The organism is Stenotrophomonas oahuensis (assembly GCF_031834595.1).
Classification (GTDB): domain Bacteria; phylum Pseudomonadota; class Gammaproteobacteria; order Xanthomonadales; family Xanthomonadaceae; genus Stenotrophomonas; species Stenotrophomonas oahuensis.
The window spans coordinates 2,566,497-2,593,440 of the sequence record NZ_CP115541.1; the positions used below are offsets into that span (position 1 = coordinate 2,566,497).

Sequence of the window (26,944 nt, forward strand, 5' to 3'; positions counted from 1 at the left end):
TCAACCCACCCAGTCCTGCAGCAGCGCGGTCGGGTCGGGGCGTTCGCGCTCGGGCACCTCGGCCTTCGGGGTGCCGATATGAATGAAGCCGGCAATGCGCTCGTGCTCGGCCAAGCCCAGATGGGTGTGCACGACCGGGTCGAACGCCATCCAGGCGGTCAGCCACTGTGCCCCGAAGCCCATGGCCTGGGCGGCCTGCAGCAGGGCGAAGCAGACGCAGCCGGCGGTCATCAGCTGCTCCTGCTCCGGCACCTTGGGGCTGGGGGTGGGGCAGGCGATGACGGTGACGATCAGCGGGGCATGCGAAAAACGCAGCCGGTCTTTCTCGACCTGGGCCTCGGACGCGTTCAGGTCCCGGGCGCGGCTGCGCTCGGCCAGGAACGCGCCCAGAGTGTGACGCGCATCACCCTGGATGCTCAGGAAGCGGAACGGCACCTTCTTGCCGTGGTCGGGCACGCGAACCGCCGAAGCGAGCATCCGCAGCAGGGTTTCGCGGTCCGGACCGGGCGCAGTCAGCTGCAGGGCAGGAACCGAGCGACGGGCGTCAAGGGCTTGCAGCGCAGGGGATTCAGGCATGGGACTCAACAGAATTTCACCGGAAGACAATTATAGTCGGGGCGCTTTGTGACGTCGGTTTTGGGCAACTGTGTGCCATTTGCGACGAAACGTGATGCACATCACTTAATGAAACCCATCCCTTCACACTCCTGTACTCGCTTCCGGTGGGCACTGGCCTTACGATACAAGGCCTGCCGGTACCCGGTTGTGAGGTTTGAAGTGAGGACTGTTTCACTGTCCCCGACCGGTGCGCCGATCTACCATCCGCGTGCGGGTGCCTGGGGGGCACCGGCATCCGGTGTATCCATGCTGCATTTCGACCTTGGGAAGGTGGGGAGCCTTTTCGCATGATCGCCACGCCCAACGTCATGGCGCAGGCAGGCCGCGACCCGGCCTTGCTGAAGCTCGCGCGCGAAGCTGCCCTGCCGGGGCTGGCCGAGTCGTTTGCGACCGTGCTCGCCCGCTTTGACGACGTGTTGTTTGACCGCGCCAGCAATGCCGGTGCGTCACAGCTGCTGTTCCTGGATGGCATGCGCGAACTGCGCCGCCGCCGCGAGGACATCGCCGCTGGCTTCCGTGCCCACCTGTCGCTGGCCTGGGACGCGCTGGAACGCGGGCAACCGCTGTCGGCCGAGACCGTTCTGGCCGGGCAGGTCGAGGGCGGCCTGAGCCTGGTGCCCGAACACGTGCTGGAATCCCGCCTGGCGGTGCGCAATTTTGCGGTGGTCCTGCTGCGCGACTGGAAGCCCGTGCTGGCCCGGCTGGACCGCCGCCTGGGCTGGATCGCCGGCGGCCTGGAGCTGAACGCCGATACCAATCCGGTCAGCCCCGAACATATTGGCGTGGCAATCCACGAGGCGTTTGCCGACTGCGAACTGGCCCCGGAAGTGCGCCTGGTGCTGATCAAGCTGTGCGAGCGCGACCTGCACGGCCCGATCGGCAAACGCTATGAAAAGTTGGACGAACAGCTGGCCGCCGCTGGCGTGATGCCGCAGATGTCGGCTCCGCGCAAGCCGGCCCCGCGCCCGCCGACGCCCCGCAACGAACTGGATGACCTGGTTGACGCGCTGGACCCGGAAGCGCAGGCGCGTGGCGATGACGGCGCGGCCCCGGCGTGGGCGCGCCGCTTCGCCGACCGTTGGGCGGCCAGCCGTGGTCGCATGCAGTCGGCCCAGGCCGCCTACCAGGAAGCGGGCGAAGCCGAGGCCATGAACAACAACCAGGGCATGCTGCTGGAAGCCCTGCACGAACTGCTGCAGCAGACCCGCCACGTGCGCGAGGACGCCACCTCGGCGGCCAGCGTTGCGGTGGGCCAGCAGCGTCCGTTGAGCCAGCGCGAAATGATGTCGGTGCTGTCGCTGCTGCAGGCCACGCCGAGCGCGACCCTGCGGGCCGCGATCGGCGAAGACGGCGAATCGCTGGCACAGCGTCTGAAGAGTGAAGTGCTGTCCGGCGCGACCCAGCTGGGCGTGGACCCAGCGCAGGCGCGCCTGGACCCGCAGGACGAAGACGCGATCGACCTGGTCGGCATGCTCTTTGACGTGATGCTGGACGAGCGCGACCTGGAAGGCCGCTCGCGCGAGCTGATTGGCCGGCTGGTGGTGCCGTTCGTGAAGGTGGCCATGCTTGACCGCCGCATGTTCGTGCAGAAGACCCACCCGGCGCGCAAGCTGCTGAACTCGTTGGCCGAGGCCTGCGAGGGCAACACCGGCGAAAGCCAGGCCGAGCGAGTGCTGATGGGCAAGGTCGAAGAGATCATCGAGCGGCTGGTGGCCGAGTTCAATGAGAACCTGGCGATCTTCCTCACTCTGGAAGAAGAATTCCGCGACTTCCTGACCCAGCACCGCCGCCGCATTGAAATTGCCGAGCGCCGCGCGGCGGAAACCCAGCGCGGCCAGGAAAAACTGGAAGTGGCGCGCACGCGCGCGGCCAGCGAACTGGAGTGGCGGGTGGAAGACCAGCACCTGCCGCAGGCGATCGATGAGTTCCTGCGCCAGCCCTGGCAGCATCACCTGACTCTGGCGGTGCTGCGTGAGGGCGACGATGGCGCGGCGGTGAGCGAGGCGCTGGCCCTGGCCGATGGCTTGCTGGAAGAAGTGGCCGAAGCGCGCCGTCAGATTGTGGGCAAGCCGTGGCTGCAGGCCTGGCAGCCGGTGCTGCGCAAGGTATTCGCCAGTGTCGGCGTGCATGCCGACGCGGCAACGACGGCGATCGATGCATTGCACGACACGCTGCAGGCAATTGCCGAATCGCGCCCGGAACTGGAACGCGCGCTGCCGGAACTGCCGCAGGTGGTCCTGCCCGCTCCGCCGGCTGCCGATGCGGGCGGGGTGGAACTGGAAGGCAAGGTCGACGTGACCGACTTCGACAATGCCGATGCGGACCGCTTCCGTGGCATGGAGATCGGCAGCTGGCTGGACTTCGTCGACAAGGACGGCAAGGTGCAGGCCGGCAAGCTGTCGTGGGTAAGCCCGATTTCCTCGCGCCTGCTGTTCGTGAACCGCCGCGGCGTGCGCTTCTGCGTGGCCTCGCCGGAGGAACTGGCGGTCATGGTCCGCCTCGGCCGCCTGCGCCCGCACGTCGACGACGGTGCCTTCGACAGCGCCATGCAGGGCGTCATCGACCGCCTCGACACCAAGGGTGCCACCGTCCACTGAAGCTGCGCGGGGTCCCGTATCGCCGGGCTCTGCCCGGCTGCTGTTGGATCTGTGCGAACAGCCGGTGGTCATCGGTTCTCTGTGTTGGCGGATCGGGGTGGGCGTTCCGGGGGACGCTGCAAGTACGTCCATGTAAGCTCGATCGCCGCATCCATGCGGCTCACGCCCCCTCCAGCCCACCCCGACCCGCCATCGACAGACGGTCGGTGGCCATCGAAAATCAAAATCACGCAGGTCCGGTAGCGTCGGTCGCAAGACGACGGCCCTGAAACAACCAACACCCGGTAACGCATGACCCCGAAACAACGGAAGCTTCTGCCGTTGCCGTTGCCGTTCCATCCGCATTCCGACCCTCCATCGGGAGGCCGATGGATAGCCACCGTAGTGACACGCCATGCGTGTCTCGAACCGCCGAAGACCCCGCGGACACGCATGGCGAGTCCCTACGCCCCTTCCCAGCAGGTTACGATCAACCGGACGAACCACTACTCATGGGACACGCATGGCTGTCGAGGTGCTGGGGGTGAAGGAACGTGCGCCGGGCGAACGCCGGGTGGCGCTGACGCCGGAAACGGCGCGCAAGCTGGCCGCACTCGGGGCCACGGTCTGGGTCGAATCGGGTGCCGGCCTCGGTGCGGGCTTCACCGACCAGGCCTATCTGGATGCCGGCGCGCAACTGGCCGATGACACCCGTGCCAGCCAGGCCGACATCGTGCTGTGCGTGCAGGCTCCGGAAACCGCCTGGTTGAACCAGCTCAAGCTGGGCAGCACCCTGGTCGGCATGCTGCAGCCGCAGGCCGACAGCCTGCGCGCGGCCACCATGCAGTCGCGCGGACTACAGGTGTTTCCGCTGGAACGCCTGCCGCGTACCACCCGCGCGCAGTCGATGGACGTGCTCAGTTCGCAGGCGGGCATGGCCGGTTACAAGGCCACGTTGATCGCGGCGCAGCGCGCGCCGCGCTTCTTTCCCATGCTCACCACCGCCGCCGGTACCATCCGGCCGTCGCGCGTGCTGGTGGTCGGGGCCGGTGTGGCCGGTCTGCAGGCCGTGGCAACGGCGCGCCGGCTCGGGGCGCAGGTCGAGGGCTTTGACGTGCGCCCGGAAACCCGCGAGCAGATCGAATCACTCGGCGGCAAGTTCCTCGATCTGGGCGTCAGTGCAGCGGGTGAGGGCGGTTATGCGCGCGCGCTGACCGATGAGGAGCGTGCCGAACAGCAACGCCGCCTCGGCGAGCACCTGCGTCTGGTGGATGTGGTGATCTGCACCGCCGCTGTGCCGGGGCGGCCGGCACCGAAGATCATCACGCAGGCAATGGTGGAGGGCATGCGGCCCGGCAGCGTGGTGGTGGATCTGGCGGCGGAAACCGGCGGCAACTGCGAAGCCACGCGGCCGGGTGAAACCGTCGACGTGGGCGGGGTCGTGGTGGATGGTCCGTTGAATCTGGCCAGCCAGGGCGCGGTGCATGCCAGCGAGATGTATGCGCGCAACCTGTACAACTTTGTCGCGCTGTTCGTGAAGGACGGCGCGATTGCGTTTGATTGGGAGGATGAGCTGCTGGCGAAGACGCGCTGGGTGGCAGGGTAGCGCCTCCTTCGTCCGGATGGCGTTGACACGCATGGCGTGTCACTACGACCCTTGGTCGAACGGTCTGTAGTGACGCGCCATGCGCGTCAACGCGGTGCCGGGTCTGCCTTCACTGAATTCGTCTTCAACCACTCCTGACGCTGTTCCGGCGTCATTTTCCGCCAGCGCTCGCGCAATGCCACGCGCTGCTCCGGGGTCATGCTGCGCATCTGCGCGAACAGCACCCGCGCCTGCTCGCGCTGGGCCGGGGTCATGTTCTCGAAGCGGTGGCGACCTCGCCGGGCCAGCTCGCGCTGCTCCGGGGTCATGCTCTGCCAGCGCTGGCCGTGCTGCAGCATGCGCTCGCGCTGCGGCGGCGGGGCGTCGTTCCAGCGGTCGCGTACCGGGGCGATGAGCGCTTCGCGCTGCTGCGGGGTGAGCTTGTCCCACTCCGGCAGCGGGGCGCTCTGCGCCGCGCAGGTTGCGCTGAAGGCCAACAGCACCATGGCAAGGGTTGTCTGCAGTTTCATGGTCACTCCATCGCCAGGTCGGTGGCACCCAGCCACACGTACATGTCCGGATTCTCATCCAGCAGCCCGCCACTGTCATCCACCGCGCTGGCCATGACCGGTGCCGGCGGCGCGCCCGGCGGATGTGCGGTAAAGCTGTAGCCCAGGCCCAGCGCGACCACCGCCGTGCAGGCGGTCGCCAGCCACCAGCCATGCGCGCGGCGCTGCCGGGCCGGCGCATGCCGGGCCGGCGCATGCCGGGCGGCACGCAACCGGGCCAGGGTAGCCGGTGACAGCTGCTGCAGCGACTGCGCGTGAAGCTGCTGCAGGCGGGCGTCATCGGGGAGGGGCGGGTGCGGACGGCTCACAGTTCGATCTCCAATTGGTCCTGCAGCGCCTGCCGGGCGCGCGAAAGATGGGTTTTGACCGCGCCTTCGCTGCAGCCCATGGCGGCGGCGGTGGTAGCCCCGTCCAGCTGCTGCAGCACGCGCAGGGTGAAGGCTTCGCGCTGGCGCGCCGGCAGCGCGCGCAGGGCCTGCACCAGCTGCGCATACTGCTCGCGCTGCTCGTGGGCCTGGGCCGGTCCGGGCCCGTGGTCGGCCCAGTCGATGTCGTGGTCAGCGGTGGCCTCGTCGCTGCTGCGCCAGAAGCGCAGGCGGAAGGTGCGGCGGCGCTGCAGGTCGACCACGCGGCGGCGCAGGATGCTCCAGAACAGCGGCGACCACTCTGCGGCTGGCTTTTCGCGGTAGGCCAGCATCCGCAGCATGCTGTCCTGCACCGCATCCAGAGCGTCGTCGCGCTGGCGCAGGCCGGCTTCGGCAAAGCGGAACGCGCGCGGGCCAATGCCGGCCAGGAACGCATCCAGCGACACCGGCAGCGCGGCGTCGGTGTCGGACATCTCAGGCGGCAGGGACGGACTCACCAGCACAGGGTAGCGCTCGCGTGGGGGACACCGTGACAACGCACCAGCGGGCCGTCGGTTGACCGGTGCGCCGATCCGTTAAGCCCATGGTTATGATGAGGGGGCGGAACAAACGACTGGGAGAGACACGGCAATGAGCGACGGGTTCGTGGCGTTGTACATCTTCATGCTGGCCGCCATCGCCGGCCATGTGATCATTTCGCGGGTGCCGGTGATCCTGCACACCCCGTTGATGTCCGGTTCCAACTTCATCCACGGCATCGTACTGATCGGCGCGATGGTGGTGCTGGGGCACGCGCAGACCCCGCTGGAAAAGATCATCGGCTTCATCGCGGTGGTGCTCGGGGCCGGCAACGCCGCCGGCGGCTACGTGGTCACCGAACGCATGCTCGACATGTTCAAGCCCAGTGCCAAGCGCACTGACACGGAGAAGACCCCGTGAGCCTGAGCACCGCGCAGTTGCTGCACTGGGGCGTGCAGACCAGCTACCTGGTCGCCGCAACGCTGTTCCTGCTGGGCCTGCAGCGCATGGCTTCGCCGCTCACCGCGCGCAGCGGCATCCGCTGGGCCGGGGCCGGCATGCTGATCGCCACCGTGGCCACGTTCTTCCTGCCGGAACTGCACAACGTGCCGTTGATCCTGGCGGCGGTGGCCATTGGTACCGGTGTGGCGTGGTGGTCGGCCAAGCGGGTGGCGATCACCGACATGCCGCAGATGGTGGCGCTGTACAACGGCATGGGCGGTGGTTCGGCCGCGGCGATCGGTGCGGTGGAACTGCTGCGCTTCTCGTTCCTGGCCAACCGCGATACCAGCCACTGGAGCGCGCAGGCCATCGCCGACCTGGCCGCACGCCAGCCGTCGGCCACGGTGCTGGCGCTGGCGGTGATCGGTTCGGCCATCGGCGCGGTGTCGCTGTCAGGTTCGATCATTGCCTGGGCCAAGCTGGACGGGCGCCTGGACCGGCGCGTCACTTTCCCGGGGCAGCAGGTGTTCAACCTGGCCGTGGCGGTGGCGATGGTGGGTCTGGGCATCTGGGCGGCGGTCAGCCTGAGCCCGGTGGCGATCATCGCCTTCTTCGTGGTGGCGCTGGCGCTGGGCGTGCTGATGACCCTGCCGATCGGCGGGGCCGACATGCCGGTGGTGATCTCGCTGTACAACGCCTTCACCGGCCTGGCAGTGGCGTTTGAGGGCTACGTGCTGGGCAACGAGGCACTGATCATCGCCGGCATGATGGTGGGCGCGGCCGGCATCCTGCTGACCCGGTTGATGGCCAAGGCGATGAACCGGCCGATCAGCGGCGTACTGTTCTCCAACTTCGGCGGTGGCGGAGCCGGGCAGGAGATCACCGGCGCGCAGAAGCCGATCGAGGCCAGCGACGTGGCCGCGATGCTGGCGTTCGCCGAGCGGGTGGTGATCGTGCCGGGCTACGGCCTGGCCGTGGCCCAGGCCCAGCACAAGATATGGGAACTGGCACAGCGGCTGATCGAGCGCGGGGTGAAGGTGAAGTTCGCCATCCACCCGGTGGCCGGGCGCATGCCCGGGCACATGAACGTGCTGCTGGCCGAGGCGGGCGTACCGTATGACCTGATCGCCGACATGGATGACATCAATCCCGAGTTCCCGACCACCGACGTGGCGCTGGTGATCGGGGCCAACGACGTGGTCAATCCGGTCGCCCGCACCGACCCCTCGAGCCCGATCTACGGCATGCCGATTCTGGACGTGGTCAACGCGCGCAACGTGGTGGTGATCAAGCGCGGCAAGGGCACCGGCTTTGCCGGCATCGAGAATGCGCTGTTCTACGCGGACAACGCGCGGATGCTGTATGGCGACGGGGCGGGGGCGGCGAGTGCGCTGGTGAGCGAGCTGAAGGCCCTCGATGGCGGGCATTGAGGCGATCGGGCCGGGTCACGACCAACGGTCGTGACCTACCGGGTGATCGAGGGTTCGGACCGGGTCGCGATCAACGGTCGTGACGCACCGGGTGAACGGGGCGGGCGGGGTCACGACCAACGGGTGATCGGGGGCGGTAGGTCACGACCGTTGGTCGTGACGTGGCTTCACCGTGCGACAAACCAGCCGACGACCAGCGCCACCCCCAACCACACCATCTCGGCCGCCCCATTGGCCAACTGCGCCAGCGTCCAGGCCATATGCGGCCCCATCCGCAACGCTGAATCCCACGGGGCCAGCCCCAGCGAGGCTCCGACATAGGACGAGGCGATCGCCCAGTTGGCAATCACAGCCACCAGCAGCGTTCCCACCAGGGTCAGACCCACCCGCAGCGCCGGACGCCGCAGCGCCCCCAGGCGCAGCATGAACGCCAGCTCCACCGCGGCGAAAATGGCCATCCAGCCAGCCTGGCGGCCACTGGCCAGGGCCACGAACCACCACACCATCACTGCAGCTACCAGTGCGATCAGCAACATCAGGGGCCAGAGCCAGTTCACGGAGCGGGCAGAAACGGACGTGGTCGACATGCAATCTTCCTGTGAATGGCTACAGGATACCGGCTTGCGCCGTGACCGGCGCGGGAGCACCCACTGGGCTAAAATGGTCACCTTGAGCGGCCCCGTCCGCAGCCCCATATCGAACGCATGTATTCCCGTAGCAGCGAACCTGTCCACTTCGAACGCGACTGCGAGGCCGTGATGGTCCCGCAGGGCGAAACGGTCACCTTGCCCGCTGGCAGCTATGGGTACATCACCCAGGCCCTGGGGGGCAGCTATACCGTGTTTGTCGAAGGCAATCTGTTCCGCATCGCCGGCAAGGACGGTGACGCGATCGGCAAGGAGGCTCCGGCCCCGCTGGAACTGCCGGACGACGCCTCCGACGAAGAAGTGGAAAAGCTGGTGTGGCAACAGCTGCGCACCTGCTTCGACCCGGAGATCCCGTTCAACATCGTCGACCTCGGCCTGGTCTATGAAGTGGACCTCAAGCACCTGGACGACGGCCAGCGCGAGGTGGACGTCAAGATGACCCTGACCGCGCCCGGCTGTGGCATGGGCGACATCCTGGTCGATGACGTGCGCAGCAAGCTGGAAATGATCCCGACCATCGCCGAGGCGGACGTCGAGCTGGTGTTCGACCCGCCGTGGGGCAAACATATGATGTCCGAGGCTGCCCGCCTCGAAACCGGCATGCTGTAACCGCCGCACACACTTCCGTAGAGCCGGGCTCGCCCGGCTGCCGCTCCCGTAGAGCCGGGCTTGCCCGGCTTGAACCCAGAACAGGAAATTCCCGGTGTCCCAGTCCAATCCCAGCTTCGCCGTCACCCGTTCGGACCAACCGCGCAGCGCCGAGCAGCGCGCCCAGATCCTGGAGAAGCCGGGCTTCGGCCTGCATTTCACCGACCACATGGTGGAAGTCCGCTGGGACAAGGACACCGGCTGGCACAACGCCAACGTGCGTGCCTACGGCCCGCTGCAGCTGGACCCGGCAGCCGCGGTGCTGCACTACGGCCAGGAAATCTTCGAGGGCATCAAGGCCTACCGTCACGCCGACGGCTCGATCTGGACCTTCCGTCCGGATGCCAACGGCCGTCGCCTGCAGCGTTCGGCGCAGCGCCTGGCACTGCCGGAACTTCCGGTGGAGATCTTCGTGGAATCGCTGAAGCAGCTGATCGCGGTGGACGCGGACTGGGTGCCGTCGGCCGATGAGTCGAGCCTGTACTTCCGTCCGTTCATGATCGGAGACGAAGCCTTCCTGGGCGTGCGCGGCGCACACAAGGCGGGTTACTACGTGATCGCCAGCCCGGCCGGCCCGTACTTCGCCAAGGGCGTGGCCCCGGTGTCGATCTGGCTGTCGACCGAATACGCACGTGCGGCCAAGGGCGGCACCGGTGCGGCCAAGTGCGGCGGCAACTACGCCGCATCGCTGCTGCCGCAGCAGAAGGCGCAGGCGCAGGGCTGCTCGCAGGTGCTGTTCCTGGACCCGGTGGAAGGCAAGTACCTGGAAGAGCTGGGCGGCATGAACGTGTTCCTGGTCTACAAGGACGGCACCCTGGTGACCCCGGCGCTGTCGGGCAGCATCCTGGAAGGCATCACCCGCGAAAGCATCCTGCAGCTGGCCCGCGACCGTGGCATGAAGGTCGAAGAGCGCAAGGTGACCATCGACGAGTGGAAGGACGGCGTGGCGTCGGGCGAGATCGCCGAAGTGTTCGCCTGCGGCACCGCGGCGGTGGTGACCCCGATCGGCCAGCTTAAGGGCGAGGGCTTCTCGGTGGGCGACATCAACGCCCCGGCCGGCGAAGTGACCATGTCGCTGCGCAAGGAACTGACCGATATCCAGTACGGCCGCCTGCCGGACCGTCACAACTGGCTGGTCCGCCTGGACGCCTAAGCCGCGCCCGGGCAACACTCCTCGAAAAGCCCGCCTGCAATCAGGCGGGCTTTTTGCATTTCAGGGTTGCGGACACCGCGCGTCGCCGGGCGCTGCCCGGCTGCTGTTGGTTTTGGGCGAACAGCCGGTGGTCATCGGTTTCCGTGTTTGGGCGTGCCGGGATGGGTTTGCGGGACACGCCGTGAACCCATCCATGGGGGCTCGTAGAAAACATCCATGTTTTCTACGGTCCCGCAAACCCACCCCGGCACGCCCCAGACAGGTCATCGGTGGCCACAGCAGATCAAATGCGCCGTTGCCGTTCGAACCGTGTCTCGACCCACCATCGGGGGCTGGCCAACGGGTGACCCCTGGAGGGACCGTCGAAAACATGGATGTTTTCGCCGAGCCCCCATGGACGGGTTTACGGCGTGTCCCGGAACGGGGTTGCCCGTTGGCCTGCCCCGCACGAATGAACCGAAGCGCCGCTCTTCGCGGAAAACTAAAACTACATCGATCCAAACGAACGCAACCCTTTGACGCGCAAGGAATGTCCCACCTCTGGCGCACAAGACAGTGACGCAGGACACGATTTGCCCTACCGAAGACTCGAATCCGGTACGGAAGTTCCTTCACATTCACAAACCTTTGACCCCGGATGTCTCAATTCGGAAATTTCACAAGACTGAAATCGCGCTGAAGCGTTGTTCGGAGTCAGGCAAACGCACTAGCGTCCGGGGTCGGTCGGTTTTTCAGGGGAGCCGGTCCGCTTCCAACGGTTCGATCCGCGCCAGCGCTTCACAGCGAACGGATTGCACCGACTTCCGCCGCATTGACGGCATTTCAGTTCAAAGGGAAATCCGATGTCTCATGATTCGCAGCAACGTGTGCGTCAGCGCGCATTGGTGGTACTGGGTGGTTCGGTCCTGTCGACCCTGCTGCTGGCCGCGCCGGCTTTCGCTGGTGACGTGCAGCTGAGCGGTCTGTCCTCCGCACCCACCCACCAGCGTTTCATCGTCAAGTACCGGGACGGTGCCAGCGATGTGGCCAATCCCACGGCCCTGGCCAGTTCGCTGAAGGCCGCCGCCGCGTCCGTGCCTGCCGCCCAGGGGCGCGCGCTGGGTCTGCAGAAGCTGCGCACTCTGGCCATCGGCCCGACCGTGGTGAAGGCGGATCGTCCGCTGGACGCCGCTGAATCCGAACTGCTGATGCGCCGCCTGGCTGCTGACCCGAACGTGGAATATGTCGAAGTCGATCAGCTGATGCGGCACACCCTGACCCCGAACGACCCGCGCCTGTCCGAGCAGTGGGGCTTCGGCACCAGCGCCTCGTCGATCAATGTGCGCCCGGCGTGGGACAAGTCCACCGGTACCGGCGTGGTCGTGGCGGTGATCGACACCGGCATCACCAACCACCCGGATCTGAACGCCAACATCCTGCCTGGCTATGACTTCATCAGCGACGCTGCGATGGCGCGCGATGGCGGTGGTCGTGACAATAATCCGAATGACGAAGGCGACTGGTACGCCGCCAACGAGTGCGGTGCCGGCTATCCGGCCTCCAACTCCAGCTGGCACGGTACCCACGTGGCCGGCACCATTGCGGCCGTGACCAACAACGCCGTTGGCGTCGCCGGTACCGCCTACAACGCCAAGATCGTGCCGGTGCGCGTGCTCGGCAAGTGCGGCGGCTACACCTCCGACATCGCTGACGCCATCGTGTGGGCCTCGGGCGGCACGGTCAGCGGCGTGCCCGCCAATGCCAACCCGGCCGAAGTGATCAACATGTCGCTCGGCGGCAGCGGCAGCTGCTCCACCACCTACCAGAACGCCATCAACGGGGCCGTTTCGCGCGGTACCACCGTGGTCGTGGCCGCGGGCAACAGCAACACCAACGTGTCCTCGGCGGTGCCGGCGAACTGCCCGAACGTGATCGCGGTCGCGGCCACCACCTCAGCCGGTTCGCGTGCCAGCTTCTCCAACTACGGCACCGGCATCGACATCTCCGCACCGGGTGCGAGCATTCTGTCCACGCTCAACACCGGCACCACCGTGCCGGGCAGTGCCTCGTATGCCTCGTACAACGGCACCTCGATGGCGGCCCCGCACGTGGCTGGCGTGGTCGCATTGATGCAGGCAGCGGCGACCACCGCGCTCACGCCGGCGCAGGTCGAAAGCATCCTCAAGAGCACCGCGCGGCCGTTGCCGGGTGCCTGCTCGGGCGGCTGCGGTGCAGGTATTGCCGACGCGGATGCGGCGGTGGTCGCGGCACAGGGCGGCGGCACCCCGAACCCGGGCACCGGAACCCTGCAGAACAATGTGCCGGTGACCGGCTTGTCGGCCTCCGCGGGTGCCTCGCTGGCCTACACCGTGGCCGTGCCGAGTGGTTCGTCGCAGCTGAAGGTGACCATTGCCGGCGGCAGCGGTGATGCCGACCTGTACGTGCGTTCGGGCAGCGCCCCGACCGACACCGTCTACAACTGCCGTCCGTACCTGAGCGGCAACAATGAAACCTGCACGATCAATGCGCCGGCAGCGGGCACCTGGCACGTCCGCGTGAAGGCGTACAGCACCTTCTCGGGTGTGACCCTGACCGCGCAGTACTGATGTTTCATTCGGCCACCCTGCCAACGGCAGGGTGCTACCGATGCGGTAGGTGCCGACCGTTGGTCGGCACTCTCTTTCAGGCCGACTCAAACCGGTTGGCGGCCACATTCTTGCGCACGTGCTGCGGATCCCAGATACGCCCGTTCATGGCGATGTAGACACCGCTCGGCAGCGACTGCACCGCGCCGATCGCGCAGCCGATGTTGAACTCCGCGTCCGAGCCACGGAAGCGGGCCGGGCTCAGCGCGCCGGTCATCACGATGGTCTTGTCGGCGATGCTGCGCAGCACCTGGCCGGTCTGCACCATCGAATCGGTGCCGTGGGTAACCAGCACATGGCGGGTGGGCTGGGCGGCAATGGTGGCGCGGATCAGCTCGCGGTCTTCATCGGTGATGTGCAGCGAGTCCTTGCGCAGGATCGGAATCACGTTGAAACGGAAGGTCACGCCGAGCTCGCGCAGGATCATCCCGATCTGCGGATCGCCGATCTGGTAGTCCGACTTGTCGTCGAAGTAGATCTTGTCGATCGTGCCACCGGTGGTGATGATCAGTAGTTCTTCCATTGCAGGCATCCTGGGATAGCAGTCAGATCCACGCGGGAGATCGCGCGACGGTGCCCATGATACGGGGATGTGCGCCGGTAGTGCCGGCCGCTGGCCGGCAACCACGCACATCCATCCGAAGGTCATGAGGTTGCCGGCCAGCGGCCGGCACTACCGCCGTCGTTTGAAACGTTTCTGCAGGCCGGGGGCGTTGGCTACGCCGATGATCGCCAGCGCCAGCAGCAGCTCGGCCCAGGCCCAGCCTGCCGTGTCGGGGTGGCTCCAGGCGCTCATCACGCCGTGGCTGAACCAGAACAGCGCCAGCACCCCGGACCAGAACGGCGCATTGCCGCGCCTGCACCACGTACCCAGTGCCAGCAGCAGCGGCGGGGCAGTGAAGACCACCTGGGTGGCCAGCCAGTGCTTGTCCTGCCAGAACCACGCCACATACACGCAGGCCAGGGCCAGCAGCAGGCCGATCAACAACGCGTCGCGGCCGCGCCCCTTCACGCCAACCGCCGCGCGATGTCGGCGACGCGCCGGCCCAGCGCGCGGGCCAGGGTGGCTTCGTCTTCACTGGGCACCGGGTTGTCGTCGGCCCCGGCCACGTGGCTGGCCCCATACGGCGTGCCGCCGGTGGTGGTGTGGCTCAACGCCGGTTCGGTGAACGGGATGCCCACGATCAGGCAGCCATGGTGCAGCAATGGCACCTGCATCGAGAGCAGCGTCGATTCCTGGCCACCGTGCAGCGACGCGGTCGAGGTAAACACGCCGGCCGGCTTGCCCGCCAGCGTGCCGTTCACCCATTCGGCCCCCAGGCCGTCGAGGAAGTGTTTCACCGGTGCGGCCATGTTGCCGAACCGGGTCGGACTGCCCAGCAGCAGTCCGCTGCATTCGGCTAGGTCTTCCACGCTGACGTAGGGGGCACCGTCTTCAGGCACCGGCGGGCGGGCGGTCTGGGTCACGGCGGCTACCGGCGGCACGGTGCGCAGTCGGGCGCTCATGCCCGGCACCTCGCCGACGCCCCGGGCGATCTGGCGCGCAAGCCGCGCTACCGAACCGCCCCGGCTGTAGTACAGCACCAGAATCTCCGCCATCTTGTTTCCACATAAGCTTCAGTCAGGCCGCAGTATGCGGCCCTTTGTGCCTGCCTGCACCGCGCATCGGGTACGCTTGGTCCCAATGGAACCTCTGGATACCGTCAACCTGTGGATGGAGCGCGTGCGCGACCGTGCGCGTACCGCCAGCTTCGGGCGCTTCCTGTGGCGTCGCTTCCTTGATGACCGCCTGTTCCAGGCGGCCGCTTCGTTGGCCTACACCACGGTGTTCGCGCTGGTGCCGCTGGCCATCGTGGTGTTCGGGGTGCTCTCGGCATTCCCGATGTTCGATCGCTGGAGCGACACACTCAGCGACTACGTGTTCTCCAACTTCGTGCCCAATGCCGCGCGCGCGGCCGAAGGCTATCTGCGCCAGTTCTCGGCCAGCGCCGGCCAGCTCACCGCTGCCGGCTTCATTGCCCTGGTGGTGTCGCTGCTGATCACCCTCAACAGCGTGGAGCAGACCTTCAACCAGATCTGGCGGGTCAGTTCGGCGCGGCCGCGCCTGACCCGTTTCCTGGTGTACTGGACCGTACTCACCCTGGGCGCGATGCTGGCCGCTGCGTCGCTGGCGGTGTCGGCACGCGTGTTCGCGCTGCCGCTGTTCGGCACCACGGAAGGCCGGCTGCTGGCCAACGCCTCGCTCACCCTGGCCCCGATCCTGATCGAGTTCGTCTGCATCACGCTGGTGTACCGGGTGGTACCGCACCACACGGTGAAGTGGCGGCATGCCATTCCCGGCGCAGTGCTGGCGGTGGTGATGCTGGAACTGGTGAAGTGGGGCATGGGGGCCTACCTGGGCAGCTTCCAGTCCTATCAGAAGCTGTATGGCACGGTCGCGTTCGTGCCGATCCTGCTGCTGTGGATCTATCTGTGCTGGGTGTCGGTGCTGCTGGGGGCATCGCTGGCTTCGTCGATTGCCGCCTTCCGCTATCAGCCGGCCGACCTGCGCCTGCCCACCGGCTACGAGATGTATGGCCTGCTGCGGTTGATCGGACGCTTCCAGCAGGCGCGCGTGGAAGGACACAGCCTGGACGATGACGAGATCCTGCGGCTGGAACCGATGCTGACCGATTCACTGCTGCAGACCATGCTGTGCGACCTGGAAGCGATCCGCGTGGTGCGCCGCGACGAGCGCGGTGAATGGCTGCTGGCGCGCGACCTGGACAAGCTCACCCTGGCCGACCTGTACGAAACCACGCAGATGCGCATTCCAGTCAAGGAAGCGTGGCTGCCATACCGCGACGACAGCCTGGGCTGCGCCTCGGTCAACGCACTCGACGCACTGCGCCTGCCGCTGCGTGAGCTGCTTAAACGTCGCGTCAGCGACATCTATGCCTCCCCCGGAGATTCCCCATGAGTGTTCGTCCCCTGCTGCTGGCCCTGGGCCTGCTGACCCTGGCCGCGTGCAAGCCCGCTGCCGAGCCCGCCGCACCCGCGCCGACGCCGGCACCGGCGACTCCCGCTGCACCGGCCGAACCCGCCGAGCCTGCCGCGGTCGATACCGACCGCAAGACCGTGGCATCGCCACGCCTGGTGCTGCCGGCGGTGGATGGCAGCACCTACGACCTGGCCGCGCATCGTGGCAAGTGGGTGGTGGTGAACTTCTGGGCCACCTGGTGTGCGCCGTGCCGCAAGGAAATGCCGGAGCTGTCGGCACTGCACGCCATGCGCGAGGAGATCGAGGTGGTCGGGCTGGCCTATGAGGACATCGAGGTGGATGACATGAAGGCCTTCCTGAAAGAGCGTCCGGTTACCTATCCGATCGTGCTGGTCGATACCTACAACCCGCCGGAAGACTTCGCCATTCCGCGCGGGCTGCCGATGACCTACCTGATCGCGCCAGACGGCAAGGTCGCCAAGGAGTTCCTGGGCCCGGTGACGGCGGCGGATATCGAGAAGGCCATCGCGTCGCGCGGTTGATCGCGATGTGCGACCGGTTTGGCATACGCAAGGTAGGTGCCGACCGTTGGTCGGCACATGGGATCAATCTCCGATCGGGAATGCCTCGATCGGCTTCAGCGCCCCAAAATGCTCTTCATGCAGCTTCCCCTTCAGCGGCGGCAGCTCCGGGATCGGCTCGTCCACATGGGTGTCGGGCAGCCGGTCCAGCAGATTGCGGATCAAGGTCAAACGACCACGCTTCTGGTCGTCGAAGTCCACCAGCGTCCACGGTGCCGCATCCCGGTGCGTGGCGCGCAGCATGGCTTCACGCGCTTCGGTGTACGCGGTGTATTTGCTGCGTGACTTCAGATCCACCGGCGACAGCTTCCAGCCCTTGAGCGGGTCCACGTGGCGCTCGGCAAAGCGCTTTTCCTGCTGCTCCTGGTCCACCGTGAGCCAGTACTTGAACAACAGGATGCCGTCGTCCACCAGCAGCTGCTCGAACACCGGGGTCTGCGCCAGGAAAGCCCGGTACTGTGGTTCGGTGCAGTAGCCCATCACGTGTTCAACGCCGGCGCGGTTGTACCAGCTGCGGTCCATCAGCACGATCTCACCGGCGGCGGGCAGGTGGGTGACATAGCGCTGGAAGTACCACTGCGTGCTCTCGCGCTCGGTCGGCTTGGGAAGCGCCACCACCCGGCATTGGCGTGGGTTGAGATGTTCGGCGATGGCCTGGATCGCGCCGCCTTTGCCGGCGGTGTCACGTCCTTCGAACAACACCAGCACGCGCTGCCCGCTGTGCTGGACCCAGCGCGCCATCCGCGCCAGTTCCAGCTGCAGCGGTTCCAGCAGGGCCTCGTACTCCTTGCGCTTGAGCTTGCTCATGCATGCCTCGTCAGCCGACAGGAATCTCAAGCGTACATCGGCGGGGCATTGTTCCGAATGATCGGTATGTGGACGGTAGCGCCGGCCGTTGGCCGGCCCACGAACCGCTTGGGCCGGCCAACGGCCGGCGCTACCGGTCAAATGCCGTGCCAGCCATGCTCACGTGCGAACGCCTGCAGGAGTGCCGACAGGTCCGCGGCAAACCCGGCCATGTCGAACACGCCGCTACCATCACGCGCCCGCGCCACCTCCGTCCGCAGCGCCGCCAACGCGGCCGGATCATTGCCCAGCGCGCTGGCCACCGCAACAAACGCCGCATCATCGGCGACGTTCATCCGTTCCAGCCCCAGGTGATGATTCAGGCTGCCCGCGACCCGTGACGCAAACGTCCCGCCCGGGCAGGTCAGTACCGGGCAGCCGGCCCACAGGGCATCGGAGGCTGTGGTGTGCGCGTTGTACGGATGCGTGTCCAGGAACACGTCAGCCAGCGCATAGCGGGCCAGGTATTGCGGGTGCGGCAGCTTGGCCATGAACACCAGCCGGGCCGGATCCAGGCCGGCCGCCTGCGCTGCGGCGCGCAGCCGCGCATCGGCCTGGCCAGGTCCGGACAGCAGCCACAGCACGCTCCCGGGCACCGCCTGCAACACCGCGAACGCGCGCTGCATGCTGCGCGGATTGAGCTTGTAGCTGTTGTTGAAGCAGCAGAACACCACCCCCTGTTCCGGAAGTCCGCAAGCGGCGCGGGTCGGGGCCGGTTCCAGCGCCCGGGTGTTGTCCGAGGGCTGGAACGCGCGCGGCAGGCGCAGCACGCGTTCGCTGTAATGCGGTTCCAGTGTGGGCGGCAGGGCAAACCCATCGCCGATCACCGCATCCAGCCAGGGCGCGCCGGAGGTGCCGGGATAGGCCAGCCAGTTCACCTGCAGCGGAGCAGGGCGCAGCGCCAGTGCTTCCGGTGCGCCCCCGCCACCCCAGCCACGCAGGTCCAGCAGGATATCGATGCCCTGTGCGCGGATCCGCGCGGCCGTTTCCTCATGGCGCAGGCCGGCCACGTCGTGCAGCGTGGTCGCCTGCTGCAGGCGCTGGCGGATGCGGCTGCCATCGTCGCGGTGGAGCGCGAACAGGTGCACCTGTAGTTCCGGGTCGCTTTGCAATTGTTCGAACAGCGCCACAGTGAGCAGTCCGGTGGGGTGGGCACCGAAGCCGTTGGACAGCGCGCCGATCCGCAGTGGACCCTGCGCGCGTACCCGTGCGGCGGGCAGCGGGCGAATGCCAGCCGCCACGGCGACGGCGCGCGTGCGTGCGCAGCGCAGCTGTTCGGCGGCGCTGGCGTCTTCGCTCAGAAACGCGAACGGCTCGACCACGCCATTGCCGGCGGCCACCGCTTCGCGCACCTGCGTGGCGAGGCGCTCGATGTCCTGCCAGTCACACAGACGGCGCTGCCAGGCCAGGCGCTGGGCGGCGATATAGGGCTCACCGGGCGACAGCGCGTGCGCGCGGCGGTACGCTGCTGCGGCACCTTCGGCGTCGTCGGCATCTTCCAGTGCGTGGCCCAGCCACAGCGCAATGCCCGGATGCTCAGGGGCCAGCGCCGAGGCCTGCCCGAGCAGGCGTGCAGCGTCGACGTGCGCGCCGGCCATCCAGGCCACGCGCCCGAGCCGCGCCAGCGCTTCCGGATGGTTCGGGCGCAGCTGCAGCGCACGCCGCGCGGCCTGTTCGCCAGCGCGCAGGTCGCCGGCTTCCAGTTCCAGATCGGCCAGCATGACCCAGGCCACGAAGTCGCCCGGTTGGCGCGCAAGCGCCTGCTGCAACTGCTGACGCTGCTGCCAGGCCGACACCGGTCAGCCTTCGGACAGCCGGGCCAGTTCGTCGGCCTGGTGCTCGTGGCTGAGCCGGTTGACCAGGGCATCGAGGTCACCCGTCATGATGTTGGGCAGGTCGTACAGGGTCAGCCCTTCCACGCGGTGGTCGGTGATCCGACCCTGCGGGAAGCTGTAGGTGCGGATGCGCTGGCTGCGGTCGCCGCTGCCGACCTGCAGGCGACGGCTCTCGGCCTGTGCGGCGGCCTGCTTGCTGCGTTCGGTGTCGAGCAGCTGGGCCTTCAAACGCTTCATCGCCTTGTCGCGGTTGGCGTGCTGGCTGCGTTCGGTCTGGCATTCCACCACCACGCCGGTCGGAACGTGGGTGATGCGGATCGCCGACTCGGTCTTGTTGACGTGCTGGCCGCCCGCGCCGGATGAGCGGAACGTGTCCACCTTCAGGTCGGCCGGATTGATCACCACCTCATCGACATCGTCGACTTCGGGGATGATCGCCACCGTGGCTGCGGAGGTATGGATGCGGCCCTGCGATTCGGTCGCCGGCACGCGCTGCACGCGGTGCGTGCCCGATTCGAACTTCAGCTTGGAGAACGCGCCGCGCCCGACCACGCGCGCCACGATTTCCTTGTAACCACCATGTTCGCCAGGATTGTCCGATTCGATCTCGACCTTCCAGCCCTGGCGTTCGGCAAAGCGCGCGTACATGCGGAACAGGTCGCCGGCAAAGATCGCCGCTTCATCGCCGCCGGTTCCCGCGCGCACTTCCAGGAACAGGTTGCTGTCATCCCGCGGGTCGCGCGGCACCAGCAGCAGCGCCAGCGCGCCGTCCAGTTCCTGCAGGCGCTGCTGGGCGGCAGCGATCTCCTCGTCGGCCAGCTCGCGCAGGTCCGGGTCGGCGCGCATGGCCTCGGCGGCGGCCAGGTCGGCGTGGGCGCGCGCTTCGTCGGCCAGCGCGGTGGCGACCGGCTCAAGCTGCGCGAACTCGCGCGAGAAGTTGCGGAAGCGCTCGTTGTCGTTGACCACCGCAGGGTCGGCCAGCAGACGTTCAAGTTCCTCGCGGCGCTCGGCCAGGGCTTCCAGCTTACGGCGCAGGGTCGGCGTCATCATTCCTCACAACAGGGTGTTGATACCCCGGCTTGGCCGGGAACAGGCGCTCGGCAGCGCGGGTCAGTTCAGTATCGCCGCTCAGTGCGGCAGCGCGCAGGGCAGCGGTGGGCGGGTGCAGCAGGCGATTGGTCAGGCCATGCGCCAGCAGCTCCAGGACTTCCTCGGGCGATTTGCCGTTGGCCAGCTGCTGCCGGGCCTTGTCCAGCATCTCGGCGCGGGTGGCCTCGCCATAGGCGCGCAGCTGCCGCAGCGGGGCCTGGTGGGCATTGGCCTGCAGCGTTTCGACGAATCGGGCCACCTGCAGTTCAATGATCGCTTCGGCTTCGGCGGCGGCCTCGCGACGACTGCGGCGGTTGTCTTCCACCGCGCGTTCCAGATCGTCCACGGTATACAGGAAGGCATCCTGCAGTTCGCCCACGGCCGCTTCGATGTCGCGCGGCACGGCTAGGTCGAACAGCAGCATCGGCTTGTGCTTGCGGGTCTTCAGCGCGGCGGCAACCTGTGCGCGGGTGATCACCGGCTCGCGCGCGGCGGTGGCCGAGAACACCACGTCGGCCTCGCCCAGGTGGCGTTCGAGCTCGGTCAGCGGCAGCGCTACGCCGCCATGGCGGCTGGCCAGTTCCTGCGCATGGGCCAGCGTCCGGTTGGCGATCAGCAGGCGACGCACGCGACCTTCACTGAGGTGGCGGGCGGCCAGCTCGATCGTCTCGCCGGCACCGACCAGCAGCACGGTGGAATCTTCCAGCCGCGCGAACGAGTTCTGCGCCAGGCGCACCGCGGTGGAGGCCACCGAGATCGGATTGGCCCCGACCCGGGTGTCGGTGCGGGCGCGCTTGGCCACCGAGAAGGTCTGCTGGAACAGCCGGTCCAGGCGCTGGCCGAGCAGGCCGTTGTCGCGCGCGATGGCCCAGGCGTCCTTCACCTGGCCCAGGATCTGCGGCTCGCCCAGCACCATCGAGTCCAACCCGGTGGCGACCCGGAACAGGTGGCGCACCGCATCGGCGTCCGCGTGCTGGTACAGATACCCCTGCAGCTGGCCGGCTTGGCTTTCCAGCCACTGCGCCAGCGCATCACCGGATTCGGCCACCGCGTACAGCTCGGTGCGGTTGCAGGTGGACAGCAGCACGGCTTCGGCCACCTGTGGGGTGTCGCGCAGCGAGGCCAGCGCCCGCGGCAGCGCGTCGCCGCCAAAAGAGGCGCGTTCGCGCAGCTCCACTGGCGCGGTCTGGTGGTTCAGTCCGAGCACCCACAGGGTCATTGTTCAGTTGCTTGCGATAAGCTGCTGGCCATTCAAGTCGTCATTTTAAGGCCAGAAGCCCCCGATGCCCGCATTGATTCGCATCTCCAGCGTTCTGCTGCTGTCCCTGGTCGCCAGCGGAGCCTTCGCGGCCGACTTAGAGCCGGGCTCTGACCGGCTGCCAGAGCCGGCCCCGCTGACCCCGGTCATGGCCGGCGAGTTCGCGCTGCAGGCCGGCAAGCTGCCCGAAGCCGCGCGCTGGTACCTGGAGGCGGCCGAGGCAGGGCGTGACGATGCCGGTCTGGCCGAACGGGCGACGCGCATCGCCATGCTGGCCAATGATGACGTGCGCGCCGCCAAAGCCCTGAAGCTGTGGGAAGCGCGCGCGCCGCGCTCGCTGGCCCAGCGCAGCGCCGCCGCCGCGCTGGACCTGCGCACCGGCGAGCTCAAGGCCGCCCGTACCGAGCTGACCGCGCTGTTGGCCGACCCCGACCCGCGAGGCTGGCGCTTTGCGCTGGCGGCCCTGGTGGGCGGCGGCCGCGATCCCGCCGTGTCGGCCAAGGTGCTGGGCGAACTGGTCGAGGCCAACGCCATTCCCAACCAGCTCGACGCCTGGCAGGAGTTTGGTCGGCTGGCCATGCGCATGGATCAGCCCGTGCTGGCCCGGCGCATGATCGATGAAGTGGTACGGCGCTTCCCCGGCGAGCCGCGGGTCGCCCTGCTCAATGCCAGCCAGATGTTCCAGTCCGGGCGCCGTGATGAAGCGCTGGCGGCGTTGAAGGCGGTAGAACCCAAAGCACGCCAGGATCCCGAACTGCGCAACGCGGTGGCCATCGCCTATGACGCGATGGGCGATGCGCGCGCCGCCGAGCGCCTGCTCGCGGTGGGGCCGCAGGACGTGCAGACCTGGGGTATGCGGGCTTCGCTGCTGGCCAAGGAAAAGGACGACGCGGCGCTGTCGGCACTGTACGCCGAGCTGTCGCGCCAGGCCAACAAGCCGGATCCGGGCCAACGTCTGTTGCTGGGCAAGATCGCCGAGTACCTCAAGCGTCCGGCCGAGGCGGTGGACTGGTATCACAGCGTGCCCGGCGGTGAAGAGCTGGCCGAAGCGCGCCTGCGCGCGGCCAATGCGCAGTATCTGGTCGGGCGCACCGACCTGGCGTTCGCGGAAGTCCACGCCATCCAGTCCGACGCCACCGTCGATGACGAAGCGCGCCGCGATGCCTATCTGCTGGAAGCCGAACTGCGCCAGCGCGGCAACGATCTGCCCGGGGAACTCGATGCGCTGGCCCGTGGCCTGGCGGCGTACCCGGACGAGAACGGCCTGCTGTACGCCCGTGCGCTGGCCTGGGAGCGCCGCGACGACGTGCCGCGCGCCGAAGCCGACCTGCGCAAGATCCTGGTCACCGAGCCGGAGAATGTGGCCGCGCTCAATGCGCTGGGCTACACCCTGGCCGACCGCACCACCCGCTACCAGGAGGCGCTGGAGCTGATTGATCGTGCGCGTGTGGCGGAGCCGGACAATGCCGCCATCATCGACAGCTACGGCTGGGTGCTGTATCGCCTGGGCCGCAATGAAGAGGCCCTGGTGCAGCTGCGCCGGGCCTGGACCCTGGCCAAGGACGCGGAAATCGCCGCCCACGTGGGCGAAGTGCTGTGGGTGCTGGGGCGCAAGGACGAAGCCCGGCACTTCTTCGACGAGGCACGAAAGCTGGATCCAGACAACCGCGCGCTGCAGCGCGTGATCGAGAAGTATGGGGTATGACGATGCATTACCTGAAGGCCGGGGCCGGCGTGGCACTCGCATTATCGCTGTCGGCCTGCGTGTCGATGGGCCCGCGCAATGCCCCGGCGGCTTCGGCGGTGGTGGAAAGCGTCTCGCCTGCGGCCCAGCAGGCCGAAAACGACCGGGTTGCCGCGCTGCGCGCGCAGCCGGACTGGAGCTTCCAGGGCCGGGTCGCGGTCAACAAGGGTCGAAACGGCGGCAACGGTCGCATCGACTGGCAGCAGCAGGCGCGGCAGTACGTGATCCAGCTCAGTGCACCGGTGACCCGGCAGAGCTGGACCCTCACCGGCGACAGCCACCACGAGGGCGGTCGCCTGGAAGGGCTGGACGGTGGGCCTCGTGAAGGCGAGGACGCGCAGCAGCTTCTGCTGGAAGCGACCGGCTGGGACATTCCGGTCAATCAGCTGCCGGACTGGGTGCGTGGCCTGGTGGCCGATGATGCCGTTGCGGCAGAACAGGTCGAACGCGACGCCGAAGGCCGTCCGCGCCGGGTACGGCAGATGGGCTGGGACATCCAGTACCTGGACTGGTATCCGGCACAGGACGGCCAGCCCGGCCTGCCGCGCCGGATCGAAGCGGTCAATGGCGACGCCAAGGTGCGGGTGCTGGTCGACAGCTGGGCGCTGGCCCAGCCATGAACCGGCCGGACCTGTACGAAGCGGGCTGGTCCTGGTGGCCGGCCCCGGCCAAACTGAACCTGTTCCTGCACATCACCGGGCGTCGGGCAGACGGCTACCACCTGCTGCAGAGCGTGTTCCGCCTGCTGGACTGGGGCGACCGGATTGGCCTGCGCCTGCGTGAAGACGGTCAGATCCATCGCGAAGGGGCATCGGTGGCCGGCGTGGCCGAAGCCGATGATCTTGCGGTGCGCGCGGCGATCCTGCTTAAAAAATCGGCCAACGTCGCCCAGGGTGTCGATATCATTGTCAAAAAATCTGTTCCGGCAGGGGGCGGATTCGGGGGCGGCTCCTCCGACGCGGCCACCGTGCTGGTGGCGCTGAACCGCCTCTGGGGTGCCGGGTTGGACGAGGACGCGCTGGCCGCGCTCGGGCTGCAGCTGGGGGCCGACGTGCCGGTGTTCGTGCGCGGCCGCAACGCCTGGGCCGAAGGGGTAGGCGAACGGCTCACGCCGGTGAACCTGAATCCGGCCTGGTACGTCATTGCCGACCCCGGCGTCCACGTGCCGACCGTGGCTCTTTTTGCCTCTCCGGATTTGACGCGGGACGCCCCAGTAGCGAAAATAGCGGACTTCGCTTCCGGGTCTTTGCTCGGGAATGCGTTCGAGCCGGTACTGCGCCGTCGCGAACCTGCCGTGGAGGCAGTGCTTGCAACGTTGAGCAGGATCGGCCGGGCACGACTCACCGGGTCGGGAAGCGGTTGCTTCGTCGAGTTCGCCACGCGCGCTGCTGCAGAGCAGGGCCTGGCGCAGTTGCCGAAGGAACTGCGGGCATGGGTGGCTGCGGGCGTGGAGCGCTCGCCACTGCTTGATGTACTCGAGCGTTATTGATTTTGATGCAGGGGCGTCGCCAAGAGGCCCAAGGCACCAGGTTTTGATCCTGGCATTCGGAGGTTCGAATCCTCCCGCCCCTGCCACTCGCGAAGATCCACAGCGGGTACCTGCGCATGCTGCGCGGCCCCGGTGGGAACTTCGCGGTGTTGTCACCGCAGACACCTTCGGGTGCCGGCGGCCGAGTTCTCCGCCATAGCTCCCGCCCGAGACCGTCATGATGCAAGAACACCCCAACCTGCTGGTTTTTTCCGGCAACGCCAACAAGCGCCTTGCGCAGAGCATCTGCAAGGAACTGGGGGTGCGTCCGGGCAAGGCGTTGGTGTCGCGCTTCTCCGACGGTGAAGTGCAGGTCGAAATCGAGGAAAACGTCCGCAAGCAGGACGTGTTCGTGATCCAGCCGACCTGCGCGCCCAGCGCCGAGAACCTGATGGAACTGCTGGTGCTGATCGATGCGCTCAAGCGCGCCTCGGTCAACAGTGTCACCGCGGTGGTGCCGTACTTCGGCTACTCGCGCCAGGATCGCCGCATGCGTTCCTCGCGCGTGCCGATCACCGCCAAGGTCGCCGCCAAGATGTTCAGCGCGGTGGGGGCCGACCGGGTGCTCACCGTGGACCTGCATGCGGACCAGATCCAGGGGTTCTTCGACATGCCGGTCGACAACGTGTATGCGTCGCCGCTGCTGCTCGCCGACATCTGGCGCGCCTACGGCACCGAAAACCTGATCGTGGTGTCCCCGGACGTGGGTGGCGTGGTGCGTGCGCGCGCTGTCGCCAAGCGTCTGGACGATGCCGATCTGGCGATCATCGACAAGCGCCGTCCGCGCGCCAACGTCTCCACCGTGATGAACATCATCGGTGACGTCGAAGGCAAGACCTGCGTGATGGTCGATGACATCGTCGATACCGCCGGCACCCTGTGTGCGGCCGCTGCAGCGCTGAAGGCGCGCGGCGCGCTGAAGGTGGCGGCCTACTGCACCCACGCCGTGCTCTCGGGCCCGGCGGTGGACAACCTGAATAACTCCCAGCTTGATGAGCTGGTGGTGACCGACACCATCCCGCTGCGTGACGAAGCGCGGGTGTGCAGCAAGATCCGCCAGCTCAGCGTGGCGGAAATGCTGGCCGAGACGATGCGCCGCATCGCCTTCGGTGAGTCGGTCAGCTCGCTGTACGTGGATTGATGTGAAGTTTTTCCCGTGCGTCGGCAACGGCGTACGGGGCCCCGGGTACTTCTGGTCGCGGAAGTGCCTTTCAACCGCCAAGCCATTCCGGCAAGGCACCAACTGGTAGCAAGAAAATGTCGAAGACCCATGAAATCAAGGTCACCAAGCGTGAACTGCAGCGTAAGGGTGCGAGCCGCCGCCTGCGTCACGCCGGTGTGATTCCGGCCATCGTGTACGGTGGCAACGCCGAACCGGTCGCCATCAGCCTGGACCACAACGCCATCTGGCTGGCCCAGCAGAACGAGTGGTTCTACTCGTCCATCCTGGACCTGAACCTGGACGGCAAGATCCAGAAGGTGCTGCTGCGTGACATGCAGCGCCACCCGTTCAAGCAGCTGATCATGCACCTGGACTTCCAGCGCGTGAACGAAAACGAGAAGCTGACCGCTTCGGTGCCGCTGCACTTCATCAACGAAGACACCTCGCCGGCTGGCAAGGCTGCCGACGTCGTGGTCACCCACGAACTGAAGGAAGTGACCGTGTCCTGCCTGCCGAAGGACCTGCCGGAATCGATCGACGTCGACCTGGCCGGCCTGAACGCTGGTGACGTGGTGTACCTGTCCAACATCAAGCTGCCGAAGGGCGTGGAAATCCCGGCCCTGGCGCTGGGCAAGGACCACGACGACGCCATCGTCACCGCCAAGACCGGCAAGGTCGACGCGGCCGACGAAGAAGCTCCGGCTGCCGAGTAATACCAAGCGGTGCCCGCCTTCGGGCGGGCACCG

26 protein-coding genes and 1 tRNA gene are annotated in these 26,944 nt (G+C 67.4%); 15 read left to right on the forward strand and 12 right to left on the reverse strand.

Annotated elements, in window-relative coordinates:
* A complete protein-coding gene (locus tag PDM29_RS11245; protein ID WP_311190259.1) occupies positions 1-576 on the reverse strand; it encodes a nitroreductase family protein in 576 nt (191 codons plus the stop codon).
* 329 nt (positions 577-905) lie between these two features.
* Here PDM29_RS11245 and PDM29_RS11250 point away from each other — a divergent pair, with 329 nt between their 5' ends.
* Entirely contained in the window at positions 906-3,215 is a 2,310-nt protein-coding gene (locus PDM29_RS11250; protein ID WP_311190260.1) for a DUF1631 domain-containing protein, read from the forward strand.
* Between the two features lie 502 nt (positions 3,216-3,717).
* On the forward strand, positions 3,718-4,800 hold the full coding sequence (locus PDM29_RS11255; RefSeq protein WP_311190261.1) for an NAD(P) transhydrogenase subunit alpha: 1,083 nt from the start codon (positions 3,718-3,720) through the stop codon (positions 4,798-4,800).
* Positions 4,801-4,886: 86 nt separating this feature from the next.
* Here the strand turns inward: PDM29_RS11255 and PDM29_RS11260 are convergent, their stop codons facing one another.
* From PDM29_RS11260 to PDM29_RS11270, 3 genes are read right to left on the reverse strand one after another with little or no spacing between them, the layout of a single operon-like run.
* Positions 4,887-5,309 (reverse strand): DUF3106 domain-containing protein, encoded by a 423-nt coding sequence (locus PDM29_RS11260; protein WP_311190262.1) that lies wholly within the window; start codon positions 5,307-5,309, stop codon positions 4,887-4,889.
* Positions 5,310-5,311: 2 nt separating this feature from the next.
* Positions 5,312-5,656 carry a hypothetical protein gene (locus tag PDM29_RS11265; RefSeq protein ID WP_311190263.1) on the reverse strand — a complete coding sequence of 115 codons (345 nt, stop codon included), beginning with the start codon at positions 5,654-5,656 and terminating at the stop codon, positions 5,312-5,314.
* Positions 5,653-6,216: an RNA polymerase sigma factor gene (locus PDM29_RS11270; RefSeq protein ID WP_425508668.1), complete on the reverse strand. Its 564-nt coding sequence runs from the start codon at positions 6,214-6,216 to the stop codon at positions 5,653-5,655. Before PDM29_RS11270 ends, PDM29_RS11265 begins: the two co-directional genes overlap by 4 nt.
* 127 nt (positions 6,217-6,343) lie before the next feature.
* Here PDM29_RS11270 and PDM29_RS11275 point away from each other — a divergent pair, with 127 nt between their 5' ends.
* On the forward strand, positions 6,344-6,652 hold the full coding sequence (locus PDM29_RS11275) for an NAD(P) transhydrogenase subunit alpha part 2 (protein WP_311190265.1): 309 nt from the start codon (positions 6,344-6,346) through the stop codon (positions 6,650-6,652).
* Positions 6,649-8,103 (forward strand): NAD(P)(+) transhydrogenase (Re/Si-specific) subunit beta, encoded by a 1,455-nt coding sequence (locus PDM29_RS11280; protein WP_311190266.1) that lies wholly within the window; start codon positions 6,649-6,651, stop codon positions 8,101-8,103. The genes PDM29_RS11275 and PDM29_RS11280 overlap by 4 nt, the downstream gene beginning before the upstream one ends.
* A 167-nt stretch (positions 8,104-8,270) precedes the next feature.
* Here the strand turns inward: PDM29_RS11280 and PDM29_RS11285 are convergent, their stop codons facing one another.
* Positions 8,271-8,690 carry a hypothetical protein gene (locus PDM29_RS11285; RefSeq protein ID WP_311190267.1) on the reverse strand — a complete coding sequence of 140 codons (420 nt, stop codon included), beginning with the start codon at positions 8,688-8,690 and terminating at the stop codon, positions 8,271-8,273.
* Positions 8,691-8,807: 117 nt separating this feature from the next.
* Here PDM29_RS11285 and sufT point away from each other — a divergent pair, with 117 nt between their 5' ends.
* The 3 genes from sufT to PDM29_RS11300 all read left to right on the forward strand — a co-directional run bounded on the left by sufT (position 8,808) and on the right by PDM29_RS11300 (position 13,136).
* On the forward strand, positions 8,808-9,359 hold the full coding sequence (gene sufT / locus PDM29_RS11290) for a putative Fe-S cluster assembly protein SufT (RefSeq protein WP_311190268.1): 552 nt from the start codon (positions 8,808-8,810) through the stop codon (positions 9,357-9,359).
* Positions 9,360-9,453: 94 nt separating this feature from the next.
* Positions 9,454-10,551, forward strand: coding sequence for a branched-chain amino acid aminotransferase (locus tag PDM29_RS11295; protein ID WP_311190269.1), 1,098 nt, complete (start codon positions 9,454-9,456; stop codon positions 10,549-10,551).
* An 842-nt stretch (positions 10,552-11,393) separates the two neighbouring features.
* Positions 11,394-13,136 (forward strand): S8 family peptidase, encoded by a 1,743-nt coding sequence (locus PDM29_RS11300; protein ID WP_311190270.1) that lies wholly within the window; start codon positions 11,394-11,396, stop codon positions 13,134-13,136.
* Between the two features lie 76 nt (positions 13,137-13,212).
* Here the strand turns inward: PDM29_RS11300 and PDM29_RS11305 are convergent, their stop codons facing one another.
* The 3 genes from PDM29_RS11305 to wrbA all read right to left on the reverse strand — a co-directional run bounded on the left by PDM29_RS11305 (position 13,213) and on the right by wrbA (position 14,774).
* On the reverse strand, positions 13,213-13,698 hold the full coding sequence (locus PDM29_RS11305) for an asparaginase domain-containing protein (RefSeq protein WP_125361309.1): 486 nt from the start codon (positions 13,696-13,698) through the stop codon (positions 13,213-13,215).
* Between the two features lie 150 nt (positions 13,699-13,848).
* Positions 13,849-14,187 (reverse strand): DUF2069 domain-containing protein, encoded by a 339-nt coding sequence (locus PDM29_RS11310; protein WP_311190271.1) that lies wholly within the window; start codon positions 14,185-14,187, stop codon positions 13,849-13,851.
* Positions 14,184-14,774, reverse strand: a complete 591-nt coding sequence (gene wrbA, locus PDM29_RS11315) for an NAD(P)H:quinone oxidoreductase (protein ID WP_311190272.1) — start codon at positions 14,772-14,774, stop codon at positions 14,184-14,186. Before wrbA ends, PDM29_RS11310 begins: the two co-directional genes overlap by 4 nt.
* An 85-nt stretch (positions 14,775-14,859) precedes the next feature.
* Between wrbA and PDM29_RS11320 the strand changes: the two genes are divergently transcribed.
* Positions 14,860-16,134: a YihY family inner membrane protein gene (locus PDM29_RS11320; RefSeq protein ID WP_311190273.1), complete on the forward strand. Its 1,275-nt coding sequence runs from the start codon at positions 14,860-14,862 to the stop codon at positions 16,132-16,134.
* On the forward strand, positions 16,131-16,697 hold the full coding sequence (locus tag PDM29_RS11325; protein WP_311190274.1) for a TlpA family protein disulfide reductase: 567 nt from the start codon (positions 16,131-16,133) through the stop codon (positions 16,695-16,697). The genes PDM29_RS11320 and PDM29_RS11325 overlap by 4 nt, the downstream gene beginning before the upstream one ends.
* Before the next feature lie 63 nt (positions 16,698-16,760).
* Here the strand turns inward: PDM29_RS11325 and ppk2 are convergent, their stop codons facing one another.
* From ppk2 to hemA, 4 genes are all read right to left on the reverse strand, one after another.
* Positions 16,761-17,543 carry a polyphosphate kinase 2 gene (gene ppk2, locus PDM29_RS11330; RefSeq protein ID WP_311190275.1) on the reverse strand — a complete coding sequence of 261 codons (783 nt, stop codon included), beginning with the start codon at positions 17,541-17,543 and terminating at the stop codon, positions 16,761-16,763.
* A 137-nt stretch (positions 17,544-17,680) separates the two neighbouring features.
* Entirely contained in the window at positions 17,681-19,378 is a 1,698-nt protein-coding gene (locus PDM29_RS11335; protein WP_311190276.1) for an O-linked N-acetylglucosamine transferase, SPINDLY family protein, read from the reverse strand.
* A gap of 3 nt (positions 19,379-19,381) precedes the next feature.
* Complete coding sequence (gene prfA, locus PDM29_RS11340) at positions 19,382-20,464, reverse strand: peptide chain release factor 1 (protein WP_311193769.1); 1,083 nt, start codon at positions 20,462-20,464, stop codon at positions 19,382-19,384.
* Positions 20,442-21,725 carry a glutamyl-tRNA reductase gene (hemA, locus tag PDM29_RS11345; RefSeq protein ID WP_311190277.1) on the reverse strand — a complete coding sequence of 428 codons (1,284 nt, stop codon included), beginning with the start codon at positions 21,723-21,725 and terminating at the stop codon, positions 20,442-20,444. Before hemA ends, prfA begins: the two co-directional genes overlap by 23 nt.
* 64 nt (positions 21,726-21,789) lie before the next feature.
* Between hemA and PDM29_RS11350 the strand changes: the two genes are divergently transcribed.
* From PDM29_RS11350 to PDM29_RS11375, 6 genes are all read left to right on the forward strand, one after another.
* Positions 21,790-23,469, forward strand: coding sequence for a tetratricopeptide repeat protein (locus PDM29_RS11350; protein ID WP_311190278.1), 1,680 nt, complete (start codon positions 21,790-21,792; stop codon positions 23,467-23,469).
* Positions 23,466-24,128: a lipoprotein insertase outer membrane protein LolB gene (gene lolB, locus PDM29_RS11355; protein ID WP_311190279.1), complete on the forward strand. Its 663-nt coding sequence runs from the start codon at positions 23,466-23,468 to the stop codon at positions 24,126-24,128. Before PDM29_RS11350 ends, lolB begins: the two co-directional genes overlap by 4 nt.
* A complete protein-coding gene (ispE, locus tag PDM29_RS11360; RefSeq protein WP_311190280.1) occupies positions 24,125-24,997 on the forward strand; it encodes a 4-(cytidine 5'-diphospho)-2-C-methyl-D-erythritol kinase in 873 nt (290 codons plus the stop codon). The genes lolB and ispE overlap by 4 nt, the downstream gene beginning before the upstream one ends.
* Positions 24,998-25,006: 9 nt before the next feature.
* Positions 25,007-25,083: transfer RNA gene (locus PDM29_RS11365), tRNA-Gln, on the forward strand.
* A gap of 134 nt (positions 25,084-25,217) precedes the next feature.
* Positions 25,218-26,177, forward strand: a complete 960-nt coding sequence (locus PDM29_RS11370; RefSeq protein ID WP_125358654.1) for a ribose-phosphate diphosphokinase — start codon at positions 25,218-25,220, stop codon at positions 26,175-26,177.
* 116 nt (positions 26,178-26,293) lie between these two features.
* Complete coding sequence (locus tag PDM29_RS11375; RefSeq protein WP_311190281.1) at positions 26,294-26,911, forward strand: 50S ribosomal protein L25/general stress protein Ctc; 618 nt, start codon at positions 26,294-26,296, stop codon at positions 26,909-26,911.
* Positions 26,912-26,944 lie beyond the last annotated feature (33 nt).

Coding starts and splice junctions, on each gene's coding strand:
- ppk2 (WP_311190275.1), bottom strand. CDS start 17,543: ATGAGCAAGCTCAAGCGCAAGGAGTACGAGGCCCTGCTGGAACCGCTG.
- ispE (WP_311190280.1), top strand. CDS start 24,125: ATGAACCGGCCGGACCTGTACGAAGCGGGCTGGTCCTGGTGGCCGGCC.
- PDM29_RS11275 (WP_311190265.1), top strand. CDS start 6,344: ATGAGCGACGGGTTCGTGGCGTTGTACATCTTCATGCTGGCCGCCATC.
- PDM29_RS11305 (WP_125361309.1), bottom strand. CDS start 13,698: ATGGAAGAACTACTGATCATCACCACCGGTGGCACGATCGACAAGATC.
- PDM29_RS11320 (WP_311190273.1), top strand. CDS start 14,860: ATGGAACCTCTGGATACCGTCAACCTGTGGATGGAGCGCGTGCGCGAC.
- PDM29_RS11325 (WP_311190274.1), top strand. CDS start 16,131: ATGAGTGTTCGTCCCCTGCTGCTGGCCCTGGGCCTGCTGACCCTGGCC.
- PDM29_RS11300 (WP_311190270.1), top strand. CDS start 11,394: ATGTCTCATGATTCGCAGCAACGTGTGCGTCAGCGCGCATTGGTGGTA.
- sufT (WP_311190268.1), top strand. CDS start 8,808: ATGTATTCCCGTAGCAGCGAACCTGTCCACTTCGAACGCGACTGCGAG.
- lolB (WP_311190279.1), top strand. CDS start 23,466: ATGACGATGCATTACCTGAAGGCCGGGGCCGGCGTGGCACTCGCATTA.
- PDM29_RS11350 (WP_311190278.1), top strand. CDS start 21,790: ATGCCCGCATTGATTCGCATCTCCAGCGTTCTGCTGCTGTCCCTGGTC.
- hemA (WP_311190277.1), bottom strand. CDS start 21,725: ATGACCCTGTGGGTGCTCGGACTGAACCACCAGACCGCGCCAGTGGAG.
- PDM29_RS11255 (WP_311190261.1), top strand. CDS start 3,718: ATGGCTGTCGAGGTGCTGGGGGTGAAGGAACGTGCGCCGGGCGAACGC.
- PDM29_RS11375 (WP_311190281.1), top strand. CDS start 26,294: ATGTCGAAGACCCATGAAATCAAGGTCACCAAGCGTGAACTGCAGCGT.
- PDM29_RS11260 (WP_311190262.1), bottom strand. CDS start 5,309: ATGAAACTGCAGACAACCCTTGCCATGGTGCTGTTGGCCTTCAGCGCA.
- PDM29_RS11285 (WP_311190267.1), bottom strand. CDS start 8,690: ATGTCGACCACGTCCGTTTCTGCCCGCTCCGTGAACTGGCTCTGGCCC.
- PDM29_RS11250 (WP_311190260.1), top strand. CDS start 906: ATGATCGCCACGCCCAACGTCATGGCGCAGGCAGGCCGCGACCCGGCC.
- prfA (WP_311193769.1), bottom strand. CDS start 20,464: ATGACGCCGACCCTGCGCCGTAAGCTGGAAGCCCTGGCCGAGCGCCGC.
- PDM29_RS11245 (WP_311190259.1), bottom strand. CDS start 576: ATGCCTGAATCCCCTGCGCTGCAAGCCCTTGACGCCCGTCGCTCGGTT.
- PDM29_RS11370 (WP_125358654.1), top strand. CDS start 25,218: ATGCAAGAACACCCCAACCTGCTGGTTTTTTCCGGCAACGCCAACAAG.
- wrbA (WP_311190272.1), bottom strand. CDS start 14,774: ATGGCGGAGATTCTGGTGCTGTACTACAGCCGGGGCGGTTCGGTAGCG.